The sequence below is a fragment of the Streptomyces sp. NPDC002669 genome, from assembly GCF_042889165.1.
GTDB lineage: Bacteria > Actinomycetota > Actinomycetes > Streptomycetales > Streptomycetaceae > Streptomyces.
In genome coordinates this window covers 1-7,020 of sequence record NZ_JBIAQQ010000056.1, presented here as the reverse complement: position 1 = coordinate 7,020, position 7,020 = coordinate 1, and the positions used below count along the sequence as shown (strand labels likewise).

Annotated in this window: 8 protein-coding genes, 1 tRNA gene and 1 pseudogene; 7 read left to right on the top strand and 3 right to left on the bottom strand. The window is 71.6% G+C overall.

Annotated elements, in window-relative coordinates; genetic code table 11:
* Nucleotides 1–223: 223 nt before the first annotated feature.
* Nucleotides 224–1,045: a DUF4157 domain-containing protein gene (locus ACFYW1_RS38435; RefSeq protein WP_389004386.1), complete on the bottom strand. Its 822-nt coding sequence runs from the start codon at nt 1,043–1,045 to the stop codon at nt 224–226.
* 525 nt (nt 1,046–1,570) lie between these two features.
* On the opposite strand from ACFYW1_RS38435, the gene ACFYW1_RS38430 reads away from it, so the two are divergent.
* Nucleotides 1,571–1,867: a type II toxin-antitoxin system VapB family antitoxin gene (locus ACFYW1_RS38430; protein ID WP_072488263.1), complete on the top strand. Its 297-nt coding sequence runs from the start codon at nt 1,571–1,573 to the stop codon at nt 1,865–1,867.
* A 201-nt stretch (nt 1,868–2,068) separates the two neighbouring features.
* Complete coding sequence (locus ACFYW1_RS38425) at nt 2,069–2,662, top strand: LytR C-terminal domain-containing protein (RefSeq protein WP_389004409.1); 594 nt, start codon at nt 2,069–2,071, stop codon at nt 2,660–2,662.
* A 41-nt stretch (nt 2,663–2,703) separates the two neighbouring features.
* Here ACFYW1_RS38425 and ACFYW1_RS38420 read toward each other — a convergent pair whose 3' ends face one another.
* Nucleotides 2,704–2,898, bottom strand: a complete 195-nt coding sequence (locus ACFYW1_RS38420; protein ID WP_389004383.1) for a DUF1272 domain-containing protein — start codon at nt 2,896–2,898, stop codon at nt 2,704–2,706.
* A gap of 115 nt (nt 2,899–3,013) precedes the next feature.
* Nucleotides 3,014–3,649, bottom strand: coding sequence for a uracil phosphoribosyltransferase (upp, locus tag ACFYW1_RS38415; RefSeq protein WP_389004381.1), 636 nt, complete (start codon nt 3,647–3,649; stop codon nt 3,014–3,016).
* Between the two features lie 103 nt (nt 3,650–3,752).
* On the opposite strand from upp, the gene ACFYW1_RS38410 reads away from it, so the two are divergent.
* The 5 genes and pseudogenes from ACFYW1_RS38410 to ACFYW1_RS38390 all read left to right on the top strand — a co-directional run.
* On the top strand, nt 3,753–3,989 hold the full coding sequence (locus ACFYW1_RS38410; RefSeq protein WP_389004379.1) for a hypothetical protein: 237 nt from the start codon (nt 3,753–3,755) through the stop codon (nt 3,987–3,989).
* A 185-nt stretch (nt 3,990–4,174) separates the two neighbouring features.
* Nucleotides 4,175–4,738 carry a hypothetical protein gene (locus ACFYW1_RS38405; protein ID WP_389004407.1) on the top strand — a complete coding sequence of 188 codons (564 nt, stop codon included), beginning with the start codon at nt 4,175–4,177 and terminating at the stop codon, nt 4,736–4,738.
* Between the two features lie 9 nt (nt 4,739–4,747).
* Complete coding sequence (gene tadA / locus ACFYW1_RS38400; protein WP_389004377.1) at nt 4,748–5,248, top strand: tRNA adenosine(34) deaminase TadA; 501 nt, start codon at nt 4,748–4,750, stop codon at nt 5,246–5,248.
* A 69-nt stretch (nt 5,249–5,317) separates the two neighbouring features.
* Nucleotides 5,318–5,405 (top strand) — tRNA-Ser (locus tag ACFYW1_RS38395).
* A 753-nt stretch (nt 5,406–6,158) separates the two neighbouring features.
* Nucleotides 6,159–6,924 (top strand): annotated as a pseudogene (locus ACFYW1_RS38390) (FAD-dependent oxidoreductase); the annotation flags it as partial.
* Nucleotides 6,925–7,020: the final 96 nt, after the last annotated feature.

Below are 7,020 nucleotides of genomic sequence, written 5' to 3'. Positions count from 1 at the left end.
GCGGTCCCCGCGCCCCCCCCCCGCCCCCGCCCCGCCGCCCCCGCCCCCCCCCCCGCCCCCCCCCCCCCCCCCCCCCCCCCCCCCCCCCCCCCCCCCCCCCCCCCCCCCCCCCCCCCCCCCCCGCGGCGCACGTCGTACAACCCGCTCCGGAAGAACCGGTACGCCGAACCAGTACAGCGGACCGGTACGACGGACCGGTACGGCGGACCGGCCCCTGACGAGGTCACTCGGGCGGGGCCTCTTCCTCCTCCTCGGTGCCCTTCTTCTCCCGCTGGACGAACGAACCCTGCACATCGGCCGGTTGCTCGTCCTCGTCCTCCGTCGCGGACCGCTGCACGGCGGGCGCCGGGGCGGCGGGGGCCGGGGCGGCGGGGGCCGTCGTCGCGGCCGGTGCCGGGGCCGGGTCCGAGAGCACCCGGTCGGCGTTGGCCACGGCCTCCCGCTCGAACCGGTCGGAGGGGTCGCTCACCCGGATGCCGCCCGGCGCCTCCGTGCCCTCCACCGGGCCGTTGCGCTGCTGGATGACGTGGGTCAGCTCATGGGCCAGCGTGGTGCGGCCCTGCGACGAGGACGGGTCGTAGGCGTCCCGCTGGAAGACGACGTTGTTGCCGACCGTGTACGCGTGGGCGCCCACCCCCTTCGCCGACTCGTGCGCCGCGGAGTCCGTGTGGACGCGCACGTCGGAGAAGTCCGCGCCCATCCGCTGCTCCATGTCGGCACGGGTGTCGGTGTCCAGGGGCTGCCCGCCGCCGGAGGAGACCACGTCGTGCACGGAGGAGCGCTCCTCCTGCTGCTCCTGCTCCTTGCGCTGGATCACCGCCCCCACGGCACTGTTGCCGACGGCGCGTTGGAGCACGCTCATGCCGCCCGTCCCGACCACATCGGCCCGCCCTGCGGCGGCGGCGCGGTAGAGGTGCGGGGTGCCCGCCGGCTCCCGGCCCCCGGCCGCCCCCGACGCGTGCGGCGCCTCGTCGTGCTCGTGGCCGTGCCCGTGATCCCGCTCGTGGTCGTGTTCCCGGTCCCATTCCTGTGCGTGCATCGTCATCTCCCCTGACCGCGCCCCGGTCGAGGGCACGTCGTGATGGCCTCACCACTCCACCTTCATGACGGGCCGACGCCCCGTCCAGCCCGGACCCCGTCGGCCGGGGGCAGCCGCCGCTGCCCCTTCGGGCATCCGGAGGAACGGCCGGTACGACGACGACGCCATCGGCGACAGCCCCGTACCGGCCGCCCGGGCCCGGCCCGCACCGCCTCACTCCCGCCCCTCGGATCACCGCCCCTCGGATCACCGCCCCTCAAACGACCGCGCCCCAAACGACCGCTCCTCGAACCACTGCCCCTCAAACGACTGCTCCTCGAACCGCTGCACTTCGAACCGCTGCCCGGCGTCGCCTCCGCGCCGAAACCGTCACCCTCATCCGGAAGCTCGCCTTCCTCCGGCTCGGCACCGCCACTTGCCCCGGGCCTCATTCCGGAATGGCGGCAATGGGCGCTTTTGTGGAACCCTCGCCGGCATCGCAGTGCCGCCCCGCGGCTGCGCCCGGAGGCTCTTGCCCGGTAGGCTTTCCGTGTGATCTTCAAGCGCATCGGAAATGGGCGGCCTTATCCCGACCACGGCCGGGAAAGCACCCGGCAGTGGGCGGACGTCGCGCCGCGCCCGGTCCGCCTCGATCAGCTGGTTACCACCAAGGGCAACCTGGACCTCGAAACCCTCCTCGCGGAGGACTCGACGTTCTACGGCGACCTGTTCGCGCATGTCGTGAAGTGGCAGGGCGACCTCTACCTGGAGGACGGCCTGCACCGCGCGGTCCGCGCCGCGCTCCAGCAGCGCCAGGTGCTGCACGCCCGCGTACTCGAACTCGGCTGACCGGAGCGGGCCCCGCCCCCGGTCCTCCGGGCCCGGACGACCCGCGAGACGTACGGGCCACGGCAACTGCACTCCCCGCGGACCCCCGGGGTTCGTTCGGGTGCTTTCGCACTCGGACGGGTGCGCTCCATTGATCATTTAGTAGGCATCATCACCGGGTCGCACTACGCTGCGCCCATGAGCATGCTCACTCCCCCCGGCATGGGCGGAAAGTACCGCATCACGGGTGACAAGTACCCCCGGATGCGCCGCCCCCGGCGTCGCGGCAAACTGATCCTCGCTGCCACCGCTTCCGTGGTCGCCCTCGGGCTGGCCGGCTGGGGAACGATGCAGCTCATCGACGTCTTCACCGGCGGCGACCCGAAGGCCAGCGCCGCCGACCACAAGACGGACTGCCCCTCCGTCAAGCCGTCCGCACCCGCGAAGGCGCTGCCGAAGCCCGCGAAGATCACCGTCAACGTCTACAACGCGACGCCGCGCAGCGGGCTCGCCAAGAAGGCCGCCGACGAACTGAAGAAGCGCGGTTTCACCATCGGCAAGGTGGGCAACGCCACGGCCGCGTACGACAAGAAGGTCCCCGGCCCCGGGGTGCTGCTGGGTGCCCCGTCGGCGGCGAACGGATCGTTCCCGGTCCTCGGTACGCAGCTGCAGGGCGCCACTCCGAAGACGGACGCCCGCAAGACGGGGGACGTCGATCTGATCCTCGGTACGAAGTTCAAGTCGTTCAGCACGCCGCAGTCGGCCGCCGCGGCCCTCGCCGCCCTGACGAAACCGGCCCCCGCGCCGTCCTGCTGACGGCCCGGCCGGGCCCTTCGCCGTACCGATCCCCCGGCTCCCTACGCCGTGGTGGGGGCCGTCGCGCGGCGGGGGCGCGCCACGAGTTCGCCGCCGCAGTTGGGGCACGTGTTCCGCATGAGATCGCTGCAGGGCACGCAGAAGGTGCACTCGTAGGAGCAGATGCGGGCAGCCGCGTCCTGCGGCAGCGCCGCGCTCCCGCACCGTTCGCAGCGGTCGCGCATCTCCAGGGCCATGACTCTCCCGACGGGTCCGGGGCGCCGGCCCCGATTGGCCGGACGGAACGAACGGCTCCGGCAGTGCTGTCGGGCCGCGGCCCGACAGCACTGCCGGAGTGATTGACGAGAGGCCCTAGTCGACCGTGCCGTACATGCGGTCGCCCGCGTCGCCGAGCCCGGGGACGATGTAGCCGTTCTCGTTGAGCCGCTCGTCCACCGAGGCCGTGACCACGGTGACCGGCGTCCCCTCCAGCTCTCGCTCCATCACCTCGACGCCCTCGGGCGCCGCGAGCAGCACGACCGCGGTGACGTCGTCCGCACCGCGCGCGATCAGTTCCTTGATGGCCGCGACCAGCGTGCCGCCGGTGGCCAGCATCGGGTCCAGGACGTACACCTGGCGGCCCGAGAGGTCCTCCGGCATCCGCGTCGCGTACGTGGAGGCCTGGAGCGTCTCCTCGTCGCGGATCATGCCCAGGAAGCCCACTTCGGCGGTCGGCAGCAGCCGCACCATGCCGTCGAGCATGCCGAGTCCTGCCCGCAGGATCGGCACGACCAGCGGGCGCGGGTGCGACAGCTTCACGCCGGTCGTCGGGGTGACCGGGGTGTCGATGTCGACCTGCTCGGTGCGCACGTCCCGGGTGGCCTCGTAGGCGAGCAGGGTGACCAGCTCGTCGGCGAGCCGCCGGAAGGTCGGGGAGTCGGTGCGCTTGTCGCGCAGGGTGGTGAGCTTGTGCGCGACCAGTGGATGGTCGACGACGTGGATCCGCATGGGTTCAACAGTAACCGGGCTCCCCGTACCCGTGCGCTGGCATCAACCACACGTTCGGAGGGAAGGTGGGGGCATACGGTCCCAGCCTTGGGGTGATGAGCCGATGCCCGACGCGGAAAAGTCGAAGCGGAACCGGCCCGACGCGCCGGTCCCGCAGGACACGCAGGTCCCGCAGGTCCCGCAGGACGAACAGGAGAGCGACGCGGCGCGCCGCAGGAGGCGCGCCCAGTTCCTGCGCGAACTGCACGAGGCGAAGGCGCTCCGCGACCGGGTGCAGCCCCGCCGGGCCAGGGCCGCCCGGATGCGTCAGGCCATGCGCATGCGCACCTTCCGCTGGTGACCCGAGTGCCGCCGGTGTCCCCCTGCTGGCGGCGTCCGACAGAACTGATGGCCGACTCAACGGCCGAACTCCTCTCGCGAAGCCCATGTTTCTGCCACGATTCCGATGGGCGGGGCACAGGACAGCCGGGCCACCGGATGCCCTCCCGCCGGACCGACACCCCTATGACAAGTGGGAGAGTCACGGTGTATTTCGCCGCACTGCTCGCGCGCACCGAAGACGGGTGGGAAGCGAGCGACACGGAACTCGACGATGTGGAGACCCTGTCCGACCTGACGGATCTGGCCCGCGACGCCTCGCCCGACGAGGACACGGTGCTCGTCTTCATCGAACAGGAGGACGCCTGGTTCGGCATCGTCCGGGTGGACGGTGAGGACGACCCCCGTATTTTCGTCTCGGACGCCACCGCCGCCGCCCGCTCCTCCTACGGGGAGATCCTGCTCACCGACGAACTGCTCGGCCGCGAACCCGGGGCCGAGGACACGATCGCCGCACTTGAGGAGCTCGTCGGTCTCGACGGCTCGGAGGACGACGATCCGGACACCGCCCCCGACAACGACACCGATACCGATACCGACACCGATGACGGATTCGACGCCGACGCCGTACCGGCGGGGCCGCTCGGCGACACCCGGATCCTGGCCGACCTCGGACTCCCCGAGGCGGAACTTCTGATGCTGCGCACGGACGCGCTGGCGGAGATCGCGGACGCGCTGGGTGCGGCCGAGGTCCTGGAGACCGTCCGTTAGGGTCCGCGGGTGAGCGAAGCACCGCACCCGCAAGGACCGCCGCAACCGCACGACCCCGTGAGAGACCCGTGGCGGGCGCACATGCGCCGCGCCCTGGCCGAGGCCGACCTGGCGGCGCGGGCCGGCGACGTGCCGGTCGGCGCCGTCGTGCTCGGCCCGGACGGCGCACTGCTCGCCACGGGCCACAACGAACGCGAGGCGACCGGCGACCCGACCGCGCACGCCGAGGTCCTCGCCGTACGCCGGGCCGCGGCCGCGCTCGGCCGGTGGCGGCTCACCGGCTGCACCCTGGTCGTCACCCTCGAACCCTGCACGATGTGCGCGGGCGCCCTGGTGCAGTCCCGCGTGGACCGGGTGGTCTACGGCGCCCGCGACGAGAAGGCGGGCGCGGCGGGCTCCCTCTGGGACCTCGTGCGCGACCGCCGCCTCAACCACCGCCCGGAGGTCATCCAGGGCGTGCTGGAACCGGAGTGCGCGGCCCTCCTGACGTCCTTCTTCCGCGCCTCCTGACGTCCCGCCCCCGCAGCCCCCCGGGAACGGATTTCTGTCCACGGCCGGTGATGGTCTAAGCTCTCTCTCGGTAGCGTGTCCGAGCGGCCGAAGGAGCTCGCCTCGAAAGCGAGTGTGGGGAAACTCACCGAGGGTTCAAATCCCTCCGCTACCGCCATCGACGCCCTCTCGGCTTGCGGAAACGCAGACCGAGGGGGCGTTCGCGCATTGCAAGGACTGCCGTGTCAGAGCGACAGCCCTCTAGCTCCCTGCACTCGCGGGGGTGCCCCTTGGGGTGAGTAACGATGTACGTGGTCCCCGCGCGCGCGGGGTTTGGGACTAGCCGATTCGAGCTGTGGCCGCATTGAAAATGAACTGGGGAGAGTACCGGTTGAACTAAAAAAGTTTAATTTTCAACCAAATTTCACGTGATCACATCCGCCGCTCCCGTGTCTTGCACTCCCCTCCCTCGTTGGACCAGGCAGACAACAACTCAGAGCGGCCTCCGACGTGAGCGCCGACATTCGCACACCTGGAGCCTTCATGGCAGCGCTGCCACTCGACACCCTTCTCTCCCTAATCACTCTGCTGCCTACTCCGACATCTGCACCGTCGGCGGGAGGCATCATCCTGGTCTTGATCCTGGTACTGGTCCTGACGCTCCCGAGCGGAGAGTGTGGCTGGCAGTCAGCCCACCTCTAGCCACCCTCCGCCCTCAGCCCGCGCCGAGAGTCGCCCCAGTCGTCAACAACATGTGAACGGTGGGGTGTTCCTGAGGCTTTGGACGCTTCCAGGAGCTCCCCGCTCATCCCTGCTTTATCAGTGCCTCCGCACAGACTCCGAGCAGCACTGAGTCTTTCGGGACCTCTGGCCAGTCCCCTCCGCCACAGCATGCGCCACCTCATCAATACCGAAGTGCTGAAATAACTCCATGTCCGCCCCGCCCCGCTCCACCAGGCGCACTCATCTCTTTGACACCGATCTCCTTGTCGTCGGCGGAGGCCCGGTCGGCTGCGCGGCGGCCCGTACGGCGGCGGGCGTGGGCATCCGGCTCGGTCCTGATCGAGCCGGATGCCCTGTGCCGCAACCTGTACCGGCTCCCGGCGCTGAACACGTCCTGGGCGGCCACACCGACGGCACCGCGCTGGCCACCGCCATCACGGCGGAACTGCACGGCACCGAGCCGTTGTCGCATCGAACTCGGCTGGTACGTCACCGAGTTGCGCGCCCACGAGGACCACGTCACCGCCATTCTCGACGACGGCCGCCGACTGACCGCGCCCCACGCGATCGTGGCCACCGGTGACGTCCCCTGGATCACCGCCCCGCCCGGCCTTGCCCCGCCGTCCGCTCTGGCGGGCCGGGGCGGAGAGCGCGGCGGGACGTACCTTTCTAGTCCTCGGCGGCGACCGCCCGATCGGTACGTTCCTGCGCGCCCGCCCCGTGGCCGCACCCGCCTGCTGGTTGCGTACCCGGCGGCCGACGACTACAAGACCGAGGAGATCCGCGACGACCCCCACGTCACCCTCTTCCCCGCCGAACAACTGACGCTGCACCCGTCGGACACCGCGTCCGTGACAGCTGAACTCCTGGACCAGAGCGGCACCACACACTCCCTGAGCGCCGACACCACCCACCTCACCCTCGGCAGCGCCTCGACGTCCCCACCCGGAGACCTGGTCCGCGACCCCTCCGGCCCCGGGGGGGGGGGGGGGGGGGGGGGGGGGGGGGGGGGGGGGGGGGGGGGGGGGGGGGGGGGGGGGGGGGGGGGGGGGGGGGGGGGGGGGGGGGGG

Bases quoted from the DNA above. Each gene is read 5' to 3' on its own strand.
- ACFYW1_RS38420 (WP_389004383.1), bottom strand. From the start codon at position 2,898: ATGGCCCTGGAGATGCGCGACCGCTGCGAACGGTGCGGGAGCGCGGCG.
- ACFYW1_RS38435 (WP_389004386.1), bottom strand. From the start codon at position 1,045: ATGACGATGCACGCACAGGAATGGGACCGGGAACACGACCACGAGCGG.
- ACFYW1_RS38425 (WP_389004409.1), top strand. From the start codon at position 2,069: ATGGGCGGAAAGTACCGCATCACGGGTGACAAGTACCCCCGGATGCGC.
- upp (WP_389004381.1), bottom strand. From the start codon at position 3,649: ATGCGGATCCACGTCGTCGACCATCCACTGGTCGCGCACAAGCTCACC.
- ACFYW1_RS38410 (WP_389004379.1), top strand. From the start codon at position 3,753: ATGCCCGACGCGGAAAAGTCGAAGCGGAACCGGCCCGACGCGCCGGTC.